At 65.2% G+C, this 22,149-nt stretch carries 23 protein-coding genes and 1 pseudogene; 16 read left to right on the top strand and 8 right to left on the bottom strand.

The annotated features are described in order from the left end of the window. Positions 1-68: 68 nt before the first annotated feature. Together L1965_RS08415 and L1965_RS08410 are read right to left on the bottom strand one after the other, a co-directional pair. Complete coding sequence (locus L1965_RS08415) at positions 69-410, bottom strand: ArsR/SmtB family transcription factor (protein WP_439332070.1); 342 nt, start codon at positions 408-410, stop codon at positions 69-71. 17 nt (positions 411-427) lie between these two features. After that, complete coding sequence (locus L1965_RS08410) at positions 428-874, bottom strand: thioredoxin domain-containing protein (RefSeq protein ID WP_235755963.1); 447 nt, start codon at positions 872-874, stop codon at positions 428-430. Positions 875-1,085: 211 nt separating this feature from the next. Here L1965_RS08410 and soxX point away from each other — a divergent pair, with 211 nt between their 5' ends. The 13 genes from soxX (at position 1,086) to L1965_RS08345 (ending at position 11,421) form a co-directional block, all read left to right on the top strand. Continuing rightward, complete coding sequence (gene soxX, locus L1965_RS08405; RefSeq protein ID WP_439332069.1) at positions 1,086-1,571, top strand: sulfur oxidation c-type cytochrome SoxX; 486 nt, start codon at positions 1,086-1,088, stop codon at positions 1,569-1,571. Positions 1,572-1,579: 8 nt separating this feature from the next. Then, a complete protein-coding gene (gene soxY / locus L1965_RS08400; protein ID WP_235755962.1) occupies positions 1,580-2,020 on the top strand; it encodes a thiosulfate oxidation carrier protein SoxY in 441 nt (146 codons plus the stop codon). Between the two features lie 19 nt (positions 2,021-2,039). Next, positions 2,040-2,369, top strand: a complete 330-nt coding sequence (gene soxZ / locus L1965_RS08395) for a thiosulfate oxidation carrier complex protein SoxZ (protein ID WP_235755961.1) — start codon at positions 2,040-2,042, stop codon at positions 2,367-2,369. Between the two features lie 82 nt (positions 2,370-2,451). Further along, on the top strand, positions 2,452-3,318 hold the full coding sequence (gene soxA / locus L1965_RS08390) for a sulfur oxidation c-type cytochrome SoxA (RefSeq protein WP_235755960.1): 867 nt from the start codon (positions 2,452-2,454) through the stop codon (positions 3,316-3,318). Between the two features lie 77 nt (positions 3,319-3,395). Continuing rightward, complete coding sequence (gene soxB / locus L1965_RS08385; protein ID WP_235756139.1) at positions 3,396-5,084, top strand: thiosulfohydrolase SoxB; 1,689 nt, start codon at positions 3,396-3,398, stop codon at positions 5,082-5,084. A gap of 16 nt (positions 5,085-5,100) precedes the next feature. Further along, on the top strand, positions 5,101-6,372 hold the full coding sequence (soxC, locus tag L1965_RS08380) for a sulfite dehydrogenase (protein ID WP_235755959.1): 1,272 nt from the start codon (positions 5,101-5,103) through the stop codon (positions 6,370-6,372). Next, positions 6,356-7,480, top strand: coding sequence for a c-type cytochrome (locus tag L1965_RS08375; RefSeq protein ID WP_235755958.1), 1,125 nt, complete (start codon positions 6,356-6,358; stop codon positions 7,478-7,480). The genes soxC and L1965_RS08375 overlap by 17 nt, the downstream gene beginning before the upstream one ends. 90 nt (positions 7,481-7,570) lie before the next feature. Next, on the top strand, positions 7,571-8,542 hold the full coding sequence (meaB, locus tag L1965_RS08370) for a methylmalonyl Co-A mutase-associated GTPase MeaB (RefSeq protein ID WP_235755957.1): 972 nt from the start codon (positions 7,571-7,573) through the stop codon (positions 8,540-8,542). Positions 8,543-8,610: 68 nt separating this feature from the next. After that, complete coding sequence (locus tag L1965_RS08365) at positions 8,611-9,657, top strand: bifunctional transcriptional activator/DNA repair enzyme AdaA (protein WP_235755956.1); 1,047 nt, start codon at positions 8,611-8,613, stop codon at positions 9,655-9,657. A gap of 168 nt (positions 9,658-9,825) precedes the next feature. Next, a complete protein-coding gene (gene rpmB, locus L1965_RS08360) occupies positions 9,826-10,125 on the top strand; it encodes a 50S ribosomal protein L28 (protein ID WP_235755955.1) in 300 nt (99 codons plus the stop codon). 115 nt (positions 10,126-10,240) lie between these two features. After that, the gene (gene cutA / locus L1965_RS08355; RefSeq protein WP_235755954.1) at positions 10,241-10,546 is read left to right on the top strand and encodes a divalent-cation tolerance protein CutA; all 306 of its coding nucleotides are present in this window, start codon (positions 10,241-10,243) and stop codon (positions 10,544-10,546) included. Between the two features lie 19 nt (positions 10,547-10,565). Next, positions 10,566-10,895 carry a hypothetical protein gene (locus L1965_RS08350; RefSeq protein ID WP_235755953.1) on the top strand — a complete coding sequence of 110 codons (330 nt, stop codon included), beginning with the start codon at positions 10,566-10,568 and terminating at the stop codon, positions 10,893-10,895. A 49-nt stretch (positions 10,896-10,944) separates the two neighbouring features. Further along, complete coding sequence (locus L1965_RS08345; RefSeq protein WP_235755952.1) at positions 10,945-11,421, top strand: copper chaperone PCu(A)C; 477 nt, start codon at positions 10,945-10,947, stop codon at positions 11,419-11,421. 153 nt (positions 11,422-11,574) lie between these two features. Here the strand turns inward: L1965_RS08345 and L1965_RS08340 are convergent, their stop codons facing one another. Continuing rightward, a complete protein-coding gene (locus tag L1965_RS08340; protein WP_235755951.1) occupies positions 11,575-13,995 on the bottom strand; it encodes a heavy metal translocating P-type ATPase in 2,421 nt (806 codons plus the stop codon). Between the two features lie 426 nt (positions 13,996-14,421). On the opposite strand from L1965_RS08340, the gene L1965_RS08335 reads away from it, so the two are divergent. The 3 genes and pseudogenes from L1965_RS08335 to L1965_RS08325 form a co-directional block, all read left to right on the top strand. Further along, positions 14,422-14,988, top strand: a complete 567-nt coding sequence (locus tag L1965_RS08335) for a L,D-transpeptidase (RefSeq protein WP_235755950.1) — start codon at positions 14,422-14,424, stop codon at positions 14,986-14,988. Positions 14,989-14,991: 3 nt separating this feature from the next. Continuing rightward, positions 14,992-16,116 carry a tRNA 2-selenouridine(34) synthase MnmH gene (gene mnmH / locus L1965_RS08330; RefSeq protein WP_235755949.1) on the top strand — a complete coding sequence of 375 codons (1,125 nt, stop codon included), beginning with the start codon at positions 14,992-14,994 and terminating at the stop codon, positions 16,114-16,116. 20 nt (positions 16,117-16,136) lie between these two features. Next, a pseudogene (locus L1965_RS08325) lies at positions 16,137-16,613 on the top strand (dienelactone hydrolase family protein); the annotation flags it as partial. On the opposite strand, the gene L1965_RS08320 reads toward L1965_RS08325, so the two are convergent. Genes L1965_RS08320 through L1965_RS08300 form a run of 5 tightly spaced genes read right to left on the bottom strand, consistent with a single transcriptional unit; the run spans position 16,598 to position 22,110 of the window. After that, positions 16,598-17,410, bottom strand: a complete 813-nt coding sequence (locus L1965_RS08320) for a purine-nucleoside phosphorylase (protein WP_235755948.1) — start codon at positions 17,408-17,410, stop codon at positions 16,598-16,600. The pseudogene L1965_RS08325 and the gene L1965_RS08320 sit on opposite strands and share 16 nt — an antisense overlap. Then, positions 17,394-18,359, bottom strand: a complete 966-nt coding sequence (locus tag L1965_RS08315) for an ABC transporter permease (RefSeq protein WP_235755947.1) — start codon at positions 18,357-18,359, stop codon at positions 17,394-17,396. The genes L1965_RS08320 and L1965_RS08315 overlap by 17 nt, the downstream gene beginning before the upstream one ends. Next, positions 18,359-19,456 (bottom strand): ABC transporter permease, encoded by a 1,098-nt coding sequence (locus tag L1965_RS08310; RefSeq protein ID WP_235755946.1) that lies wholly within the window; start codon positions 19,454-19,456, stop codon positions 18,359-18,361. Before L1965_RS08310 ends, L1965_RS08315 begins: the two co-directional genes overlap by 1 nt. Further along, positions 19,456-21,120 (bottom strand): ABC transporter ATP-binding protein, encoded by a 1,665-nt coding sequence (locus L1965_RS08305; protein WP_235755945.1) that lies wholly within the window; start codon positions 21,118-21,120, stop codon positions 19,456-19,458. Before L1965_RS08305 ends, L1965_RS08310 begins: the two co-directional genes overlap by 1 nt. Next, complete coding sequence (locus L1965_RS08300; protein ID WP_235755944.1) at positions 21,121-22,110, bottom strand: BMP family lipoprotein; 990 nt, start codon at positions 22,108-22,110, stop codon at positions 21,121-21,123. It lies immediately after the preceding gene. Positions 22,111-22,149 lie beyond the last annotated feature (39 nt).

The following is a 22,149-nucleotide window of genomic DNA, read 5'->3' as shown; positions in this document are numbered from 1 at the left end:
GCGGAAATATCCCTTGCGGATCGCCGTCAGCGCGACCGGACCGCCCCCGGACGCCTTTCGCGCGGGGGTCAGCGCGCGCAGAACAGGCGATACATCAGATCGACGATCTCGGCCGCGCGCGGGTCCGATACCGAATACAGCCGGACCTTGCCTTCTCGCCGGCACGTCACCAGTCCTTCGCCGCGCAGCCGTGAAAGCTGCTGGCTGACCGCGGCCTGCCTTTGCATCAGCAGGTCCTCCAACTGCGTTACGGTCTTTTCCCCGGCCGACAGGTGGCACAGGATCATCATCCGACCCTCATGCGCCAAGGCTTTCATCAGCGCCGTCGCCTCGGACGCGCGGCGCATCATCTCGTCGGCGTCAATGCCGGGCTGACCCTGGGCGGCGCCGGTCTGGTCTGCGAAGGCCATCTCATTCTGGGAACTTGTCATCCCTCGTCCCTTCCTTCTGCGGAATGCAGCCCCGCCGCTGTCAGCATCTGCTCGATCAGCGGATAGAAGAACCTGTCCCCGGGATAGCCTTCCAGACGGGATACTTCCTTGCCCTGGTCCAGCAGGATGAAGGTGGGGGTGATCGTGGGCCGTCTTTGCAGGGCAATTCCATCCGGCCATGGTCCGTCGAGATCGGTGACCAGCAGCGGCGCGGTCTTTCCTTCGGTCGATTTGGGATAACCGGGGCCGATCTCGCGTTGCCACGCTTCGCAATAGATGCAGCCGGGCGCCTCGACCATCAGCAGGCGGACCGGAGCGGACGTCCAGTCCACCTCGTCCGGCTCAACGCCGCTGGCGGACACGGCCATTCCGCCCGGCAGAGTCGCCGGTGCGGCCGACAGCGCGGCAACGACCGCCGCAAGATACAAGACAGGACGCCGCATCGGCAGTTCCCCCGGAACGATAAACAATAGTTAGTCGCTGGCTGTCGATATGCCAAGCTTCAGGACATCGCTCGTGCAAACAGCGCCATACTCTCATGATATTAGCGCAATCGGGACGGTTTCATATAGCAAGATGCGAATTTCTTGTTGCAAAGTGATCGCGATGGCTCTTACCTTCGTTGCAAGAAGTAGAAGAAAAGGGGAGGAACCGATGTCACGCCATGCCGTGTTTCTGGCACCGGCGGCGCTGATGGTGATGGCTTTGGCCGCACCTCTGGCCGCCGAGACTGCGCCGCAAGACGTTGTCTTCGACGACTTTGGGTCGATAGCGGAACCGCTTTCCGATACAGCCGGCAACGCCGAGCAGGGCGCGGTCGTCTATGTCGACAGGAGTACCGGGAACTGTGTTGCCTGTCACGCGATCGCGGACCGCACCGATGCCGACTTCCAGGGCAATATCGGCCCATCACTGGATGGTGCTGGCGACCGATGGACCACCGAGCAGCTGCGCGGCATCGTGGCCGACGCCAAGCGCACATTCCCCGAATCGATGATGCCCAGCATGTACAAGACGTCGGGTTACATCCGCCCGGGTGACGCCTTCACGGGCAAGGCCGGTACCGAACCGTTGCCGCCGCTGTTGACGGCGCAGCAGATCGAAGATGTCGTCGCCTATCTGGCGACGTTGAAGGAGTGATGTCAGCAATGAAGATCCAAAGACGAGACGTTCTGGTCGCAGGAGCGGGCGCGGTTGCGCTCGTCTCGATGCCCTGGGCCGCCATGGCCCAGGAGGCAGGTGCCGCAAAGACCGTGGATGAACTGATCGCGGAATTCACGGGTGGCGCCGAAGTGACCGAGGGCGAGGGCGTGAGCCTCAATGCCCCCGAGATCGCCGAGAACGGCAACACCGTGCCGATCTCGGTCGAGGCACCCGGCGCAAGCGCGATCCTCGTGCTGGCGGCCGGCAACCCGACCCCCCCGGTCGCGACGTTCCGATTCGGTGAACTGGCGGGCGCGCACACGGCGTCAACGCGCATCCGACTGGCGCAGACGCAGGATGTGGTGGCAGTCGCGAAGCTGGCCGATGGGTCGTTCGTGAAGGCGTCTTCCAATGTGAAGGTCACCATCGGCGGCTGCGGCGGCTGATCGGGTAGGAGAGAATATCATGGCAGAAAACGTCACACCCCGCGTGCGCGTCCCGAAGACCGCGTCCAAGGACGAGGTCATCCAGATCAAGACGCTGATCTCGCATCCCATGGAATCGGGGCAGCGCAAGGACAAGGATGGCAACCTGATCCCGCGTTCGATCATCAACCGCTTCCATGTCACGTTCAATGGCACGGATGTCATCGACATGACCCTGGAGCCGGCGATCAGCACGAATCCCTATGTCGAATTCGAGGCGAAAGTCCCGGAATCCGGCGAGTTCGTCTTCACCTGGTATGACGACGACGGCTCGGTCTACGAGGACAAGCATTCCGTCGAAGTGTCCTGACCGCAACGCTACGAGACTGAGGCAAGGCCGCCCCGGCCGGCAATGAATGATCGGCCGGGTGCCAATCAAGGGAGGAAAGATCATGACAACCCCGTTCCGCATGGCTGCCGCGGCCGCGATGGCCTGCGCGTTGTCCCTGCCCGCGCTGGCCGAGACGGCCCCCGAAAACACCGATCCGATCGTCATCAACGCAGGCGAGCTGGAACTGCCGACCGCGGTGCCCCCGCCGGCGCATCTCGATGGCGCAGTGCCAGAGATCTATTCCGGGTGGCTGTTCCGCGACGCCGCCACGCAGGTCATGCAGACGGATGATTTCCAGAACCCCGGCATGATTTTCGTCGACCAGGGAATCACGGAATGGAACACCGTCGAGGGCGCTGCCGAGAAAAGCTGCGCGTCCTGCCATGAAGACATCTCGGTGGCGATGAAGGGTCTCCGCGCGACCACGCCCAAGGTCAACAAGGACGGCGTGCTGTGGTCGGTCGAGGATTATGTGAACGACTGCCGTGTGAACCGGATGGAGGCCGAGGCGCTGGACTGGAACGGCGACCGGATGAAGAACCTGACCGCCGCCATCTCGATGCAGTCGCGTGGGATGCCGGTGGATGTCGCCATCGACGGCCCGGCCCAGCCTTTCTGGGAACAGGGCAAGGAGATGTATTACACCCGCTACGGCCAGCTTGAACTGTCCTGTTCCAACTGCCACGAAGATCACTATGGCGACTGGATCCGGGCGGACCACCTGAGCCAGGGTCAGACCAACGGATTCCCGGTATACCGCCTGAAGGACGCCGGGCTGGTATCGCAGCACAACCGCTTCCGCGGCTGTGTCCGTGACACCCGTGCCGAGACCTTCGCGATCGGCAGCGATGAATTCCGGGCGCTGGAACTGTATGTCGCGTCGCGCGGCAACGGTCTGCCGGTCGAGGGCGTCAGCGTCCGCCACTGAGGCTTGTCCGCGCGATTGCCTCGCGCGGGCCTTTTTCGCACCAAGCCGTGCAAATATATGAATATTTGGGGATGTCGATGATTTCACGCCGTGAAATGTTGCAGTGGGGTCTTGCCAGCTCGGCCGCGCTTGCGGGGCTTGGATTTGGCAATCTTTCGCGCGCCTTCGCTCAGCAGGCGCTGACTCAGGACCAGTTGCTGCAATTCGACGATTTCGGCAATCTGACGCTGATCCACATCACCGATTGCCACGCTCATCTGAAACCGGTCTGGTTCCGCGAACCCGACACGAATATTGGCGTGGGCGAGGCCAGGGGACGGGTGCCCCATGTGGTGGGCGAGGCGTTCCAGCAGATGTTCGACATCGCGCCGGGCAGCGCCGAGGCCTATGCCCTGACCTATCCCGACTTCGTCGATCTTGCCCGGACCTATGGCCAGATGGGCGGGTTCGATCGCATCGCGACGGTGGTCAAGTCGATCCGGGCAGCGCGTCCGAACTCGCTTCTGCTGGACGGCGGCGATACCTGGCATGGCAGCTATACCAGTCTGAAGACGGGTGGCGAGGACATGGTGCGGGTCATGAACCTGCTGGGCTCGCAGGCGATGACCGCGCATTGGGAATTCACCTTCGGCACCGAGCGGGTGACGGAATTGATGGCGATGATGCAGCAGCCGCTGCTGGGCGCGAACATCTTCGACAAGGTATGGGACGAGCCGGCCTTCGAGCCGTCGAAGATCTTCGAGACGGGCGGGCTGCGCGTCGGGGTGGTGGGCCAGGCCTTCCCCTATCTGCCGATCGCGAATCCTGGCTGGATTTTCCCCGAATACAGCTTTGGCATCCGCGAGGAACGGATGCAGCAGGTCGTTGACGAGTTGCGCGCCGAAGGCGTCGATCTGGTCGTCTGCCTGTCCCATAACGGCTTCGACGTCGATCACAAGATGGCCAGCCGGGTCAGGGGTATCGACGTGATCCTGTCGGGTCACACCCATGACGCGATCCCCGAACCGGTCGTGGTGGGCGAGACGATCATCATTGCCAGCGGCAGCCACGGAAAATTCGTCAGCCGCGTCGATCTGGATGTGCGCGATGGAAAGATGATGGGCTTCCGCCACAAGCTGATCCCGATCTTTTCCGACGTGATCGAACCCGATGCCGAGATGGCTGGCCTGGTCGACGAGATCCGCGCGCCCTACGAGGCCGAACTGACCGAGGTGATCGGCAAGTCCGAGGATCTGCTTTACCGGCGCGGCAATTTCAACGGCAGCTGGGACGACCTGATCTGCGAGGCCATCATGTCCGAACGCGACGCCGAGATCGCGCTGTCGCCGGGTGTCCGCTGGGGGGCCTCGGTCCTGCCGGGCGACATCACACGCGAGGCCATCCATTCGGTCACGTCGATGACCTACGGGCAGGTCTACCGCAACGAGATGTCGGGAGAGATGTTGAAGACGGTCATGGAGGATGTGGCCGACAACATCTTCAACGAGGATCCCTATTACCAGCAGGGCGGGGACATGGTCCGCGTGGGTGGCCTTGGCTACACCATCGATCCCTATGCCCGGATCGGCAACCGCATCAGCGACATGAGGTTGCTCAAGGACGACAGCCCGATCGATCCTGCGCGCAACTATATCGTCGCCGGCTGGGCTTCTGTCAACGAAGGCACCGAGGGGCCCCAGATCTGGGACGTGGTCGAGGACCATATCCGCAAGATTGGCACGGTTTCCCTTGCGCCCAACACATCCATCACCGTCCACGGAGACTGAGGGAGGACTTACCCACATGTCCGCAAATTCTGCAACGACCAGCCGCCGCGGCATCCTGCGGGCGGGTCTTGCGGCAGGCGTCGCCTTGCCCGCCGCGGCGCTGTCGGCCCGCGCTCAGGGCGGCCCTGATCCGCTGATCACCGAGGTTCAGGATTGGGCCCGCTATACCGGGGAAGGCGTGGACGAGACGCCCTATGGCTTGCCGATCCGGTTCGAGTCCGACGTCGTGCGCCGCAACGTGCCGTGGTTGACCGCCGATCCGATCAGTTCGATCAACTTCACGCCGATCCACGCGCTGGACGGCACCATCACCCCCGCCGGCTGCGCTTTCGAGCGTCATCATTCCGGCGCGATCGAACTGGCCAAGCCCGACTACCGGCTGATGATCAACGGCCTCGTCGATCGCCCGCTGGTCTTCACCTACGAGGATCTGGAGCGCTTTCCGCGCGTCTCCGGAATCTATTTCTGCGAATGCGCCGCCAATACCGGCATGGAATGGGCTGGTGCGCAGCTCAACGGCTCGCAATTCACGCATGGCATGATCCACAACATGGAATATGTCGGCGTCAGCCTGAAGACCTTGCTGGACGAAGCGGGCATCAAGCCCGAGGGCAAATGGATCTATGTCGAGGGTGCCGATGCGTCCTCGAATGGCCGATCGATCCCGATCGAAAAGGCGCTGGACGACTGCATGGTTGCCTTCAAGGCCAATGGCGAGGCGCTGCGCAAGGAACATGGCTATCCCGCGCGGCTGGTCGTACCAGGCTGGGAGGGCAATCTGTGGGTCAAGTGGCTTCGCCGGATCGAAGTGACCGACGGTCCCGTTGAAAGCCGCGAGGAAACCAGCAAATATACCGACACGCTGGATAACGGCATCAGCCGCAAATGGACCTGGGTCATGGACGCGAAATCGGTCGTCACCGCGCCCAGCCCGCAGGTGCCCATCACGCATGGCAAGGGACCGCTGGTCATCACCGGCCTGGCCTGGTCAGGCAGGGGTGCGATATCCCGCGTGGATGTCTCGACCGATGGCGGCAAGACATGGAAGACCGCCCGCCTTGCCGCGCCGGGCCAGCCGATGCAGATGACCCGTTTCTGGCTGGATCACGACTGGGACGGCAGCGAGATGCTGCTGCAGTCCCGTGCCATGGACGAAACCGGCTATGTCCAGCCGACCAAGACCGCGCTTCGCGAGATCCGCGGCGAGAATTCGGTCTATCACAACAACTGCATCCAGACCTGGTGGGTGCGTGCAGACGGGAGCGCGGAAAATGTCGAAGTCTCGTAACCTTGCCCTCGCGCTGGCGGTTGCCGCCGCCGCCCCCGCCGCCGCCGAGCCGCTTGGGATTGGCCGCGAAGCCCATCCCGAGGAGCTGGCCGCCTGGGACGTCAAGATCATGCCGGACGGACGCGGCCTGCCGGAAGGTTCGGGCGACGTGATGACCGGCGAGGAAAAATATCTGCTGCACTGCGCGGCGTGCCACGGCGATTTCGCCGAGGGTCTGGGGAATTGGCCAAAACTGGCCGGCGGCATGGATACGCTGGACCGCAGGGACCCGGTCAAGACGGTTGGCAGCTACTGGCCCTACCTTTCGACGGTCTGGGACTATGTCCACCGCTCGATGCCGTTCGGGCAGGCGCAGGTCCTGACGGCCGACGAAACCTATGCGATCACGGCCTATATCCTCTTTTCCAACTTTCTGGTCGAGGATGACTTCGTACTGTCGCGAGACAATTTCCTGGAAGTCGAGATGCCGAACGCGGACGGCTTCATCGTCGATGACCGCGACGAAACCGAATATCCGGGTTTCACCGGCGAACCCTGCATGGAAAACTGCAAGGAAGAGGTCGAGATCACCATGCGCGCGTCGATTCTTGACGTGACGCCGAATGACCCCAACGACGACGCACCTGCCAATAGCGAGGACGCCGCGGTGGAAGAAAGTTCCGAAGATCCGCCTGCGGGCGAATCAGGCACCGAACCGCCGGTCGAGGAAGCCGCGGCCGAGGACGCGCCTGCGGAACCGGCAGCGGACGACGAGGCCAGCAGCATGGCGGCAGCCGACGCCGCGCCCGATCCTGAACTGGTCGCGGCCGGCGAAAAGGTCTTTGCCAAGTGCAAGGCGTGCCACATGGTCGGCGATGATGCCAAGAATCGCGTGGGACCGGCGCTGAACGGCGTTGTCGGCCGTGCAGCCGGCGAGGTCGAGGACTTCAGGTACTCTCCGGCGCTGGCCGAGGCAGGCGCGTCGGGCATGGTCTGGGACGATGAGAATCTTCACGGGTTTCTGGCCGATCCAAGGGGGTTTGTTCCCAAGAACAAGATGTCCTTTGCGGGACTGAGGACGTCGGAAGAGATCGACGCGGTAATCGCCTATCTGCGCACCCATCCCTAGGGGGGCAAGCGCAAGGCTTGGCATTTCATCGGTCTGGAAATATCCACGGGGGTGCGGGGGCAAACAGCCTCCGTACTCCGATGGGGCCGTATGGACGATCTTCTCGAAAAACTGGTCAGCGGTGATCGTCGCGCGTTGTCGCGTGCCATAACGCTGATCGAATCGACCCGCCCCGACCATCGCAAGCGGGCCATCGAGCTGTTGGCGCGCTTGCCCGACCGGCAGGCCTTGCGCATCGGGCTGTCTGGCACTCCCGGCGTCGGCAAATCGACCTTCATCGAAGCCTTCGGCGGCATGCTGACCCAGGGCGGCATGAAGGTCGCCGTGCTGGCCGTCGACCCGTCCTCGGCAAGATCGGGCGGCTCGATCCTGGGCGACAAGACCCGAATGGAGACCTTGGCCCGAAACCCGGACGCCTTCATCCGACCCTCGCCGTCACGCACGGAACTTGGAGGCGTCGCGCGTCGCACCCGCGAGGCGATCCGGCTGTGCGAGGCAGCGGGCTATGACGTGGTGCTGATCGAAACGGTCGGCGTCGGCCAGTCGGAAACGCTGGTGTCCGAAATGACGGATCTGTTCGTGCTGCTTCTGGCGCCCGCAGGCGGGGATGAGTTGCAAGGCGTCAAGCGCGGCATCATGGAAATGGCGGACCTGATCCTGGTCAACAAGGCGGATGGCGATCTGCTGGCCACGGCGCGCCGCACCGTCGCGGACTATGCCGGTGCGTTGCGCCTGCTGCGAAAGCGCCCCCAGGACCCCGAGGGCTTTCCCAAGGCGTTGCCGGTCTCGGCCGCCTCGGGCGATGGCTTGCAGCGCGCCTGGGAGGAAATGAGCGCGCTGGCCGAATGGCGGCGTCAGCAGGGGCATTTCGACGCCAACCGCGCCGCGCAGGCCCGGCACTGGTTCATGGCGGAACTGCGCGCCGGTCTGCTGGCAAGGCTTGACCGGCCCGATGCCAAGGCGCAGCTTCAACAGCTTGGCGACGCGGTGGCCTCTGGCGATCTGCCCCCAGGGGTCGCAGCCGCCCGGATGCTGGAGCAGCTGACCGGCTTGCCGGAATAAACGCCCGTTTCTGCGCCCCGCAACGCAAGCGCACAGGGTAAGATGAAAGCATGAGAAAGGAATCCGCCATGCTTGATCTCACCGAAGCCGACACGCTCTATGCAGCGCTTCTGGCGCGCGATCCGGCCTATGAAGGGCGCGCCTATGTCGGCGTGATCACGACCGGCATCTTTTGCCGGCTGACCTGTCCCGCCCGCAAACCCTTGCGCGAGAACTGCCGCTGGTTCAGCGACGTGACCGCCGCGCAGCACGCCGGGTTCCGGCCCTGCCGCCGCTGCTGGCCGCTCGCCGCCAGGGCCGAAGGGGACCGGATCGTCTCGGACCTGACCGCACGGCTCAAGGCAGACCCCACCCGCCGCTGGACCGAGAGCGATCTGTCGGCGATGGGGCTGGACCCCTCGACGGTGCGGCGGGCGTTCCGGCGCCATTTCGGGCAAAGCTTCCTGCAGATGGCGCGCGCGTCGCGGCTGCGGGGCGGGTTGCAGACATTGGCGAAAGGGGCAGCGATGATCGAGGCGCAACTGGATGCCGGGTTCGATTCCGCGTCGGGGTTCCGGCACGCCTTTGCGCGGCTGTTCGGCCATCCCCCGCACCAGATGCGGGGCGGGGCCGAGCTGCGCGCCGACTGGATCGATACGCCCCTGGGAGGGATGATCGCGATCGCTGACGATCAGGCGCTGCATCTGCTGGAATTCATCGACCGAAAGGCCTTGCCCGAGGGGCTGCGCCGATTGTCGAGGCTGGCAGGGGGCCGGATCGGACTGGGCCGCAGTGCGGCCACGGACCGGACCGAGGCAGAACTGGACAGCTATTTCGAAGGCCGCAATCCGCGCTTTACCGTGCCCGTTCGTCTGCACGGGACCGCGTTTCAATGCCGGGTATGGCAGACATTGCAGGCCATTCCCGCGGGTCAGACGCGCAGCTATGCATGGCTGGCAGGCCAGATCGGCCAGCCAACGGCCAGCCGCGCCGTCGCCCGCGCCAACGCCACGAATCGCGTCGCCGTGGTCGTGCCCTGCCATCGCGTCATCGGCGCGGATGGCAGCATGACCGGCTATGCCGGTGGCTTGTGGCGCAAGGAAAAGCTGATCGAGGCTGAACGAAGATATGCCTGACCTCGGCGCATGGCGCGGCGTGTTCTCAGAGTTTTCGGTTGACGCCACCCGCCAGTCGCTGTAATCCCCCGCGAACGGAATTCCGGGCGCTGCCTCGCGGCGCCCTTTCACATTGGGCCGGACCCCCGCTCGGGAACGCCCGCGAAGCTGAGACGAAGGATAGAACCCATGTCGCGCGTCTGCGAACTGACCGGCAAAGGCCCGATGACCGGCAACAATGTCAGCCACGCCAACAACAGGACCCGTCGGCGGTTCCTGCCGAACCTGAACGAGGTGACGCTGACCTCTGAAAAGATGGGGCGTGGCTATTCGCTTCGGATCTCGGCGGCTGCGCTGCGCTCGGTCGACCACCGCGGCGGTCTGGACGAGTTCCTGGCCAAGGCGAAAGACACCGATCTGTCGCTGCGTGCGCTAAAGATCAAGCGTGAAATCGCCAAGAAAGACGGACCGGCCGAACTTCAGGCCTGATCGTTGCGGCAACGCTGCGTTTGCCCCGCCTTGGCGGGGCTTTTTCAGATGTGTCCCTGACCTGTCCCTTCGCCACCGATGCAGCGTTGCTGCAGCCCCGCGAAAGGTAAAGACGATGCTGCACCTGACGACCACCTGCCCGGATATCGACACGGCCCGCGACCTGGCGCGCAACGCGCTTGAGCGACGCCTTGCGGCCTGCGCGAGTATCCAGCCCGGGATACTCAGCCTTTTTCACTGGCAGGAAACCATCGACGAAGAGCCCGAGGTGCAGCTGGTTTTCAAGACCACCGAGGCGCGGCGCGACGAACTGATCGGTCTGATCCGCGATCTGCACCCCTATGATCTGCCGGTCATGACCTGGGAAATGGTTGCGACAACCCCGGATGCGACAGAATGGCTGATGGCCGAAACCCGTTAGTCAGGCCAGTGTGGCGCACATGAAACCGGTGCTTCGGCTTGCCCTGATCCTGTGCCTGACCCTGACCGGGGTCGGTCTTGGCGCGGCTCGTGGCACCGTGCAGATCGACGGACAGGTTGTCTTGTGCAGCGGCGCGGCGGTGGTCGTCACCTATCGCGATGACGGTCAGCCGGGTGGACAGGCCCATGTCTGTCCGGACATGGCCCTGATGCTGCTTTCGGCCACGGCGTTGCCCCCGGCTTTTCAAGCCTCGCTTGCGACACTTCGCGCGATGGTGCCGGGCCGGCGCGACATTGCCATCGTGACCCATCAGCCACCGAAGGCGGCGGCGCGCGATCCTCCGGTTTGACAGTCCCGATTTTTTTCGCGCACTGTCTTGAGCAAGAGGAATAGCTGAAATGAAACGAATGATACTCGCCGCCGTCGCGGCACTGATCCCCGTGGCTGCGGTCGCGCAGGACCCGATCGCGGTCGAGGATGCCTATGCCCGCAGCGCCAATCCCGTGACCGGGGCGGCCTTCATGGTCCTGAAGAATTCCGGGGATACCGACTGCCGGCTGACCGGCGCCGCATCGGACGTGGCCGAGCGGGTCGAATTGCACACCCACCAGGAAGTCGATGGAGTCATGAAGATGATCCATGTCGAGGAAGGGTTCATCGTGGCCGCTCATGGCGAGCACAGCCTGGCGCGCGGCGGCGATCACGTCATGTTCCTGGGCCTGAAGGCCCCGCTGAATGACGGCGATTCTGTCCCTCTCAGCCTCGATTTCGGCGATTGCGGGACCGTCGAGATGCAGGTCGCGGTGGATAACCAGCGGATGCCACGGCACGGCATGGGCGCGAACAGGATGAAGATGGGCGGCGGCCAGCCCTAGAGCTCCCTTGGACCGTCCCGTCGCGAGACCGCGTGCGCGCTGACGTTCAGCCTGGACGGTTCGAACGGGTCCGCCCGGCGGAACCGTTCGCTGCCTCGGCGGGGGCGGCGGCGCATGCCGCGCCCCTCAGCGCCAGACATGCGCGCCGCCCGGTCAATGCGCTCTGCGCAGGCGCAGCGCGTTGCCGACCACGAAGACCGAAGACAGGGCCATCGCGGCGGCGCCCAGCATCGGCGACAATTGCGGCCCGCCAAAGGGCACGAGCGCGCCCATCGCCACGGGGATCAGCGCGGCGTTATAGGCAAAGGCCCAGAACAGGTTCTGGTGGATATTCCGCATGACCGCGCGCGACAGCCTGATCGCGCGGACCACGCCGGAGGGATCGCCCGACATCAGCACCGCGTCGGCCGATTCGATCGCGATGTCGGTGCCGGTGCCGATGGCAATGCCGGTTCCTGCCGCGGCCAGCGCGGGCGCGTCGTTGATGCCGTCGCCGACGAACACGGTCTCGTCCCCAAGGTTCCGGATCGCCCGCAGCTTGTCATCGGGGCGCAGCCCGCCCTGGATATCGTCGATACCCAGCCGCCGGCCGACCGCCTGTGCCGTTGCCTGCGTGTCGCCCGACAGCATCACGCAGCGCAGGCCCAGATCATGAAGCGCCGCGATCGTTGCGGCGGATTCGGGGCGTTCGGGATCGGCCAGCGCAAAGCTTGCGGCATGGCGGCCGTCAATGGCCAGATGCACAGGGGTCGCGCCTTGTGCCGCGGCAGCCTCGGCCGATTCGGCAAGTCCCGCGGACAGGACGATGCCGGCTTCTTCCAGCGCCGCCCGGTTGCCGATCAGCAGGGACTGTCCCTCGACTTGCGCCGTCAGGCCGCGACCGGCTGCGGCATCGACCTTCTCTGCGGCGGGCAGGTCCAGTCCCTGGTGCTGCGCGGCCGACACGATCGCGGCGCCAAGCGGATGTTCGGACCGCGCCTCGGCCGAGGCGGCCAGCCGCAGGGCCTGGTCCTGCGACAGCCCATCGGTCCAGATTCCGGTCAGCTGTGGACGCCCGATGGTCAGTGTGCCGGTCTTGTCGAAGGCGACGCTCTGGGCGCGGGCCAGTCTTTGCAGCGCCTCGCCGCGGCGGAACAGCACGCCCATCTCGGCGCCGCGCCCGGTCCCGACCATGATCGAAACCGGCACCGCCAGCCCCATCGCACAGGGGCAGGCGATGATCAGCACGGCGACGCTTGCGACGACGGCCTCGGCCAGACCGGGCCCGAACGCCAGCCACAGCGCCAGGGTCAGAACGGCCAGCGCCATGACGACGGGCACGAAGACGCGCGTGATCCGGTCGACCAGCGCCTGGACGGGCAGCTTGCTGGACTGCGCGGCCTCGACCATCGCAACGATCCGCGACAGCGCCGTGTCAGCGCCGGTCGCCGTCACCCGATAGGTCAGCGCGGCCGATCCGTTGATGGTGCCGCCGGTAACCGGATCGTCGGGCTGTTTGCGGGCCGGAATGGGCTCTCCCGTCAGCATCGATTCGTCGATATGGCCATGCCCCTCGGTCACCACGCCATCGACGGCGACGCGTTCGCCCGGTGCCAGATGGACCAGATCGCCGGTCCGCAATTCGGCGACCGGCACCTGCACCGGTTGCCCGTCCCGCAGCGCGGTGGCGTGATCGGGAACCAGCTCTATCAGGCTGCGGATCGCCTGGCCGGCCCGTCCCTTGGCGCGGGCCTCCATCCAGCGGCCCATCAGGATCAGCGTGACGATGACTGCCGCCGCCTCGAAATAGACCTGCCGCGAGGGGGCGGGAACGATATCTGGCGCCAAAGTGACCACGGTCGAGAACAGAAACGCCGCGCCTGAACCAAGGGCAACAAGGCTGTTCATCTCGGGCGCGCCGCGCAGCAGCGCCGGGAACCCTGTGAGGAAGAAGCGGCTTCCCGGCCCCGCCAGCACCGCGGCGGTCAGCAGCATTTCTCCGACCCAGAGCGGGCCCTTGCCGATCAGGCCGATCATCCAGTGATGAAAGCCCGGCAGCATATGTCCGCCCATCTCGGCGATGAAAACCGGCAGGGTCAGCACGAGCGACAGCAGGAAGGCGCGGCGCAGATCGCGCGCCTCGTGCCCGTCGCCCTGCATGTCGGGAGCGGTGTCGGGCGTGATCGGGTGTGCAGGATAGCCGATCTCCGTCACGGTCCGGGCCAGATCCCCGGCTGCGACGCCAGGGGCGTGCGTCACGCTGGCACTGCTGGCGACCAGGTTGACGACCGCCTCGGTCACGTCGGGACGTCCGGTCAGGGCACGTTCCACGCGGCCAGAGCAGGACGCGCAGCTCATCCCCTCGATCTGCAGCCTCGTGGTGGCCAGTTGGGCCGGATAGCCTGCATCGGCCAGCGCCGCGCCGATCTGTGGCAGCGTCACGCCATCGGCCCGCAGATGGGCGCGCCGCGTGACGGGGTTCACATTGATGTCGCTGACGCCGGGCAGCGTGGCCAATGCGCGTTCCACCCGGCCAGCGCAGCTTGCGCAACTGATGCCGGGGATGGTCAGGTCGAATTCAGTCGATGCGGTCATGTCCGTTTCCTGTGATCATGCGGTGATGTGGCGGCATGGTCAGGAAACAGGGGGGCCTTGCGGCCGGGCCGGCGTGATCGTCGGCGACTGGATGCGCAATGTCCCGCCTTCGCGACGCAGGCGCTTGGGTCGCCTGCGCGGTTGCGACAGGATAGCGCGCGCGACGACATGGCATCGGCACGAGCGGTCGCCGCGGCCACGGCAAAGATGCGCCGCCCTGATCGACGGCGTGCGGGGCCGGCGACCGGCGCAGCAGGCCTTGCCAGGGACGATTGACGCGTTCATGGCTGCACAGATGTGTCCGGCAGGCCCCCGGGTCAAGTCGGAAATACGTCAAATACGGCCTCTTGAGTTGCAAGCCGCCCACCATGTCCTGTAATTTGCCGTATAATGCACAAGAGATACAGGCTTGAGGACAATCGAACCATGAACCGCCGTCAGTTGATATCACTGGCCTTGCCGCTGATTGCCGCGCCCTCGCTGGCGCTGGCGCAGGCTGCCAAGGTCACCCCCGTCGTCGCAAGCGACCCCTATGCCCCGACCGAAGTCGCGATCCGCAATGATTTCGAGGTTGGCAGCATCGTCGTGGTCAGCAAGGATTTCTTCCTTTACCATGTGATCGCGCCGGGCCGTGCCGTCCGCTACGGCGTCGCCGTCGGCAAGGACGAGCTGGTCTGGAAGGGCAGGGCGACGGTCGGGCGCAAGGTCGAGTGGCCCAGCTGGACACCCACCCCCGACATGATCAAGCGAAACCCCAACGCATATGCCAAATATGCCGACGGCATGCCGGGCGGCCCCCGGAACCCGCTGGGTGCGCGCGCGCTGTATCTGTACAACGCCAGGGGGCAGGATACGGCCATCCGCATCCACGGCACGACCGAGCCCAATTCGATCGGTCGGGCGGTGTCGAACGGCTGTTTGCGGATGCGCAACGAAGCGGTGATGAGCCTTTTCGACAAGGTTCCGATCGGAACGCCCGTCTACGTCTATTAAGCCTTGTCCGTCTCGCTGACCCGTGTGTCGGACCCCGCATTCGCGGGATTCGACGACATCATCGACGTGCGCGCACCGTCGGAATTCGCTCATGACCACCTGCCCGGCGCGATCAACCTGCCGGTGCTGGACGATGAGGAACGGGCCCGCGTCGGCACGATCTACAAGCAGGTCTCGCCCTTCGATGCGCGCAAGCTCGGTGCGGCGCTGGTGGCCGCGAATGCCGCGCGCCACATCGCCGGGCCGCTGGCCAATCGCGGCGGCGGATGGAGGGCGCTGATCTATTGCTGGCGCGGCGGTCAGCGGTCAGGCAGCTTTCAGTCCATCCTGTCGCAGATCGGCTGGCGGGTCGATCGCATCGAGGGCGGTTACAAGGCGTGGCGTGCCCGCGTTGTCCAGCGCGTGCAGGACATGCCGGTCCAGTCGCCCGTGCTGGTTCTGGATGGCAATACCGGCAGCGCCAAGACCGCCATCCTTCAGCGACTGGCCGCGCGCGGGATGCAGGTGATCGATCTCGAAGGCCTGGCGCAGCATCGCGGCAGTCTGTTCGGCGCGATGGCGACCGCCCAGCCCAGCCAGAAGATGTTCGAGGGCCGCCTGGCGCGGGCGCTGGAAGCGCTGGACCCCGCGCGGCCGCTGTTGGTCGAGGCCGAAAGCAGCCGGATCGGCGAGATTTCGGTTCCAAAGGCGATGTGGCAGGCGATCTGCACCGGCCGGCGGATCCGCCTGGACGTTCCGGTCGCCGCGCGCGCCGCCTATTCGGTTCGCGATTATGGCGATCTGCGCGCTGATGCGGACAGGCTGGGCGCGATCATCGCTTCGCTGGCAACCCTGCATCCGGCGGAACGGATCCGGCAGTGGCAGGCACAGGCCGATGCCGGCGACTGGATGAGGCTGGCCGAGGGCCTGATGCGAGATCACTATGACCCGCGCTACCGTAGGCATCGCGACCGCTATGCTGAATGCGAAGAGGTGGTCGTAAAGCTGAATGATCTGCGCGATCTGGACGCCGCCGCGGACCGGGTCGAGGCGGCGGTTGCGGGCCCCGTCCGCGGCCAGAGGGGCGCGCTGGCAGCGACATCGCATGATGAATCCTGTGCCGAAATCACCCGGGTCGCCGTCTTGTGAACGGGCGCGGCCGGCGGCGCGGTTATCCGGGCAACGACGTCGGGGGCCGGGAACTGCAAGCCCGGGTCGATCCTCGGAAGCTGATGAGCGATTTCTTTGCCGGGGCCGAGCATCCGATGACGCGCGAGGATTCCACGGGCAAGGTCGGTTGCGTCGGGTTCTGCTACGGTGGCGGTGTCTGCAACGCGCTGGCCGTCGCCCATCCCGGGCTTTCGGCCTCGGTCCCGTTCTATGGGCGGCAGGCGGCGATCGAGGATGTTCCCGGGATCGAGGTCCCGCTGCTGCTGCATTATGCCGAGCTTGACGAACGCATCAACGAGGGCTGGCCCGCTTACGAAGAGGCGCTGAAGGCCCATGGCAAGACCTGCGAGGCGCATGTCTATCCCGGCGTGAACCACGGCTTCCACAACGATTCGACGCCGCGCCATGACGAGGCGGCGGCCGATCTGGCCTGGCAACGGACGCTGGACTGGTTCGGGCGTTACCTGACGTCCTGAGCGTCGCGCAGAAAGCGGCGCAGCACCGCCTCCAGCTTGGCTGCGCCGATCGGGGCCATGGCCTTGGTGTGGTCGTGGCTGATCGCTTCGTCGCTGAGTCCGGCGCCCATATTCGTGATGACCGAGATCGCGGCGCAGCGCAGGCCGAGGAAACGCGCCAGGATGATTTCCGGCACGGTCGACATTCCGACCGCGTCGGCGCCAAGCGTGCGCGCGGCGCGGATTTCGGCGGGCGTTTCGAAGCTGGGACCCGAGAACCAGCAATAGACACCCTCTGGCAGCTCGACCCCCTCGGCCCGCGCGGCGGCCGACAATTCGGCGCGAAGCGCGCCGTCATGGGCGTCGGTCATCGGCACGAAGCGCGCCTCGGTCGGCTCGCCGATCAGCGGGTTTGCACCGGCAAAGGCGATGTGGTCGTCCAGCAGCATCAGGCCGCCCGGCTGGATGTCGGGCCGCAGCGAACCCGCCGCGTTGGTCAGGATCAGCCGGCGCGTTCCCAGCGCGGCCAGAACCTCGAGCGGCAGGCGCATCACGTCGGCGCGACCGGATTCGTAATAGTGCGACCGCCCGCCGAGGACGGCGACACGACGTCCTTCAAGCTGGCCGACGACCAGTTGCGGGACATGCCCCGAGACGCCCGCATGGGGAAATCCCGGCAGTTCGTCATAGGGAATTGCCGTGCCCGCGACATGTGCCGACAGATGGCCAAGGCCAGAGCCGAGGATCAGCCCGTATTCCGGCGCCTGATCGCCAGCGCGGTCGCGGATCAGGGCGGCAAGCTCAACGCTCTTTGACATAGGGTTCTCCTCCGGCGCGCGGCGGGATCGCACGACCCACGAAACCGGCCAGGATGATGACGGTCAGGATATAGGGCAGTGCGTTCATGAACATCGAGGGCACCGTGACGATTCCAAGATCCAGGTTCGGATACCGGTTGGCGATCGCCTCGAGCAGGCCGAACAGGAAGGTGGCGAACAAGGCGTTCCATGGCCGCCACTTCGCAAAGATCAGCGCGGCGAGGGCGATGAATCCGCGCCCGGCCGTCATTTCCTTCACGAAGCCCGCCGACAACCCGGTAGCCAGATAGGCCCCCGCCAGCCCGCACAGGATGCCCGCGATGGCGATTGCCGCGAAGCGCAGGCGCGTGACCGACACGCCGGCGGTATCCACTGAAGCTGGGTTTTCGCCCACCGCGCGCAGGCGCAGGCCAAAGCGGGTCCGGAACAGCACCCACCAGGTCAGCGGCACCGCAAGGAAGGCGACATAGACCAGAATCGAATGGCCCGAGATCAGTTCCGAATAGATGGGGCCAAGCACGGGAACGTCGCGCAGCGCATCGGCGAAGGGCAGGGTGATCTCGCCGAATCGGCCTCCGCCACTCAGCGCGGGCGTGCGTCCGCCAAGGCCGAATATCTTGATACCCAGCAGAACCGTCAGCCCGGAGGCGAGGAAATTGATCGCCACGCCCGAGATCAGCTGATTGCCGCAGAACGTGATCGAGGCGAGCCCATGGATCAGCGACAGTGCCATCGACCCGGCGATGCCCGCCAGCAGCCCCAGCCAGGCGCTTCCCGTCACATAGGCGACCGAGGCCGCCGTGAAGGCCGCCATCAGCATCTTGCCTTCCAGCCCGATATCGAAGACGCCCGACCGTTCGGAATAAAGCCCCGCCAGACAGGCCAGCAGAAGCGGCGTCATCAGCCGCACCGCGCTGTCGAGGATCTGGATGACGGTCGCGAAATCCATCAGATAACCCTCCGCTTGCGCAGCGACAGGAAGATCCGCTCCAGCGGCATCCTGACCATGTTGTCCAGGGCACCGGTGAACAGGATCACAAGCGCCTGGATCACGATGATCAGTTCGCGCGGAATGCTGGTCCACAGCGCCAGCTCGCCGCCGCCCTGATACAGAAAGCCGAACAGCAGCGCGGCCAGAAGCACGCCGAGCGGGTGGTTGCGACCCATCAGTGCGACCGCGATGCCGATGAAGCCCGCGCCCTCGACGGCATTCAGCACCAGCCTCTCGGATTCACCCATCACGTTGTTGATCGCCATCAGTCCCGCCAGCCCGCCCGATATCAGCATGGCGAGGACGGTGATCCTGACCGGCGAGATGCCGGCGTAAAGCGCACCGGGCTCGGACCGGCCGAGGGCGCGGATCTCGTAGCCCAGCCGGCTGCGCCAGATCAGCAGCCAGACAAGCAGGCAGGCCGACAGCGCGATGAAGAAGGTGATGTTGACGGGCGTGTGCTTGCCCCATTCGATGCCAAGCGCCGCCGCCATGTCGGTCAGCGCGGGCAGATGTGTGCCTTCGGGAAAGCGCGCCGAGGCCGGGTCCATGCTGCCCACCGGGCGCAGGATGTTCACCAGCACATAGTTCAGCAACGCGGCGGCGATGAAGTTGAACATGATTGTGGTGATGACGATATGGCTGCCGCGCCGGGCCTGAAGCCAGGCCGGAATCAGCGCCCAGGCAGCGCCGAACAGCGCCGCCCCGACCATCGCGGCGGGCAGGGCGATGCCCCAATGCGGCCAGTCTATCATCAGGCAGACCAGCGCGACCCCAAGCCCGCCCATCATCGCCTGACCTTCACCGCCGATATTGAAGAGGCTGGCGTGGTAGGCCACCGCGACCGCCAACCCGGTGAAAATGAAGTTGGTGGTGTAATACAGCGTGAAGCCCCAGCCATAGCTGGAGCCGAGGGCGCCATCGACCATGGTCTTCAGCGCGAGGGTCGGGCTTTCGCCGATCGCCAGGATCACCAGGGCCGAGATGGCCATCGCAAGCACCAGCGAGATCACCGGCGTCAGGACCACGTCGGCCCATTTCGGCATCTTGTCCATCAGCGGGCCTCCCCGGGGGCGTTGTCATCGGGCAACGACTCGACATGGCGATGTTCGGGCGGGATCCCCTCGTCGGCGGCGTGTTGATCGACATCGGTAATGCCCGCCATAAGCAGCCCCAGCTCTCCGGTGGTCGTCGCGGAGGGCAGCCTTTCACCCATGATGCGTCCGTCGAACATCACCGCGATCCGGTCCGACAAGGACAGGATCTCGTCCAGTTCGACGCTGACCAGAAGGACGGCCTTTCCGGCATCGCGCAATTCGACGATGCGCTTGTGGATGAATTCGATCGCGCCGATATCGACGCCGCGGGTCGGCTGGCCGACCAGCAGCAGGGCGGGGTTGCGTTCGATCTCGCGGGCGACAACCAGCTTCTGCTGGTTCCCACCGGAAAAATTGCGCGCCGCCAGATTCGGGTTTCGGGGGCGGACATCGAAACGTTCCATCTTCTGTTCGGCATCGCGGCGGATGGCGGCGTTGTCCATCAACAGGCCGCGATTGTATTCGGGCGCGTGGTGATAGCCGAATGCGACGTTTTCCCACGCGGTGAAGTCCATGATGAGACCCTCGGCCTGCCGGTCCTCGGGGACGTGGCCGATCCCGCGTGCGCGCCGGGTGGCGGCGTCCGATCTGCTGCCGGTCAGGTCCAGTTCCTGCCCGTTCATGCGGATGCTGCCACTGACCTTGGCACCCGCCGCGGGAAAGCCGCCCAGCAGTTCCAGCAGTTGGGTCTGACCGTTGCCGGAGACGCCCGCTATGCCCATGATCTCACCGGCCCGGATGTCGAAGCTGATGCCGCGCAATCGCTCCACGCCCTCGTCGTCGACCAGCCTCAGGTCGCGGACCTCAAGTACCGGCGCACCGGGGTCGGCAGGGGCCTTCTCGACATTCAGAAGCACCTTGCGGCCGACCATCAGCTCGGCCAGCTCTTCCGGACTTGTCCCGGCGGTTTCGACCGAGGCGACCATCTCGCCGCGCCGCATCACGCTGACGGTGTCGGTGATCTCCATGATCTCGCGCAGCTTGTGCGTGATGAGGACGATCGTCTTGCCCTCGGCCTTCAGCCCTTCGAGGATGCGGAACAGGTGATCGGCCTCGGCCGGTGTCAGCACGCCGGTCGGCTCGTCCAGGATCAGGATGTCGGCCTGTCGATACAGCGCCTTCAGGATTTCCACGCGCTGCTGGTGGCCGACCGACAATTCGTCGATGGTCTCGTCGGGGTCGACGTTAAGCTGGTATTCGGCGGCCAGCTTTTTCAGCACGCCGCGCGCCTTGGCCAGCGACGGACGCAGCAGGGCCCCGTCCTCGACCCCCAGAATGATGTTTTCGAGTACCGTGAAGTTCTGGACCAGCTTGAAATGCTGGAACACCATGCCGACGCCGGCGCGGATCGCGGTCTGGCTGTCGGTGATGGTGGTTGGTTTGCCGTTGATCAGGATCTGGCCCCGATCGGGTTTGTAAAAGCCGTAGAGGATCGACATCAGCGTGGACTTGCCCGCGCCGTTCTCGCCGATGATTCCGTGAATGCTGCCCTTGCGGACGCACAGGTCGATGTCCTTGTTCGCCTGAACCGGCCCGAACGCCTTGGATATACCCCTGAGTTCTATGGCATGGGGGGCAGCCGTCTCCGGCCGCCCCCCCGCATGCTGCGCCGCCGCGGCCATTTACTCGACCGGGCAGGTGTTGTCGGTCATGTAATCGTGCACCGCGATCTCGCCCGAGGCGATCTTCGCCTTCGCGTCATCGACCGCGGCCTGCATCTCTGCGGTCACCAGGTCCTTGTTGGCGTCATCGATGGCAACGCCCACGCCATCCGCGGCCAGGTCCATGACCTTGACGCCCGGAACCATCTCGGTTCCGGCCACGAAGGTATCATAGACCGCGTTGTCCACGCGCTTGACCATCGATGTCAGCATGTTGCCCGGGTGCAGATGGTTCTGGTTGCTGTCGACGCCGATCGCCAGCTTGTCCTCATCGGCAACCGCCTGAAGAACGCCTATCCCGGTCCCGCCAGCCGCCGCATAGATGACGTCAGCGCCCTGCGAGATCTGGGCCTTGGCCAGTTCGCCGCCCTTCACCGGATCGTTCCAGGCCGCGGGTGTGGTGCCGGTATAATTGATCAGAACCTTTCCGTCGGGTCTGGTCGCCTTGAAGCCCTGTGCATAGCCGCATTCGAACTTGTGGATCAGCGGAATGTCCATGCCGCCGATGAAGCCGACGATGTCGGTCTGCGACGCCATCCCGGCCATGATCCCCGCCAGATAGCTGCCCTGTTCCTCGGTAAAGACGACCGATTGAACATTTGGCTGGTCCACGACCATGTCGATGATCGAGAATTTCGTGTCCGGATAATCGGGGGCGATCTTGTTGAGCACGTCGCCGAATGCAAATCCGGTCATCACGATCGGGTTCGCCCCGGTCTCGGCCAGCCGGCGCAATGCCTGCTCGCGCTGCGCCTCGGACTGCATCTCCAGTTCCTTGTAGCTGCCGCCGGTCTCTTCGACCCAACGGGTCGCGCCTGCGTAGGCGGCCTCGTTGAAGGACTTGTCGAACTTGCCGCCCAGGTCGAAGATCAGTGCCGGATCGGCCAGTGCGGCACCGGTGGTCAGGGTCGACAGCGCGCAGCCGGCCAGAAGCGATTTCATCAAGGTCATGGTGAGCCCCATCCTGTTGTTGCAGGCGATCCAGGCCGC

It is taken from the genome of Paracoccus salsus, from assembly GCF_021556615.1.
In the GTDB taxonomy this organism is placed as follows: Bacteria; Pseudomonadota; Alphaproteobacteria; order Rhodobacterales; family Rhodobacteraceae; genus Paracoccus; species Paracoccus salsus.
This window is presented reverse-complemented; position numbering and strand designations above follow the sequence as displayed.